Annotated in this window: 1 pseudogene; it reads right to left on the minus strand. The window is 59.5% G+C overall.

Annotation, left to right across the window (positions count from 1 at the left end):
- Positions 1 to 232, minus strand: a pseudogene (locus tag SB753_RS41975) (ubiquinone biosynthesis regulatory protein kinase UbiB); the annotation flags it as partial.

The following is a 232-nucleotide window of genomic DNA, read 5'->3' on the forward strand; positions in this document are numbered from 1 at the left end:
TGAAGCGGCGCGACGTCGAGAAGAGCCGCATCAGCACCTGGCCAAGAGAAATGTCTTTCAGCGCGCGATCGAAATACGGCTCGCAGACCGCGCGGATCGCGCTTTCCAGTTCTTCGACGCGCGTCGTGGGCGGCACCCAGCCAGACTCCAGATGCAGCGTCGCAACGCGGTGATAGTCACGCTTGAAGAACGCGAGAAAGTTCTGCGCGAGATAGTTCTTATCGAAGTCCGA

The organism is Paraburkholderia sp. SIMBA_053 (assembly GCF_046534895.1).
GTDB classification, from domain to species: Bacteria; Pseudomonadota; Gammaproteobacteria; order Burkholderiales; family Burkholderiaceae; genus Paraburkholderia; species Paraburkholderia caledonica.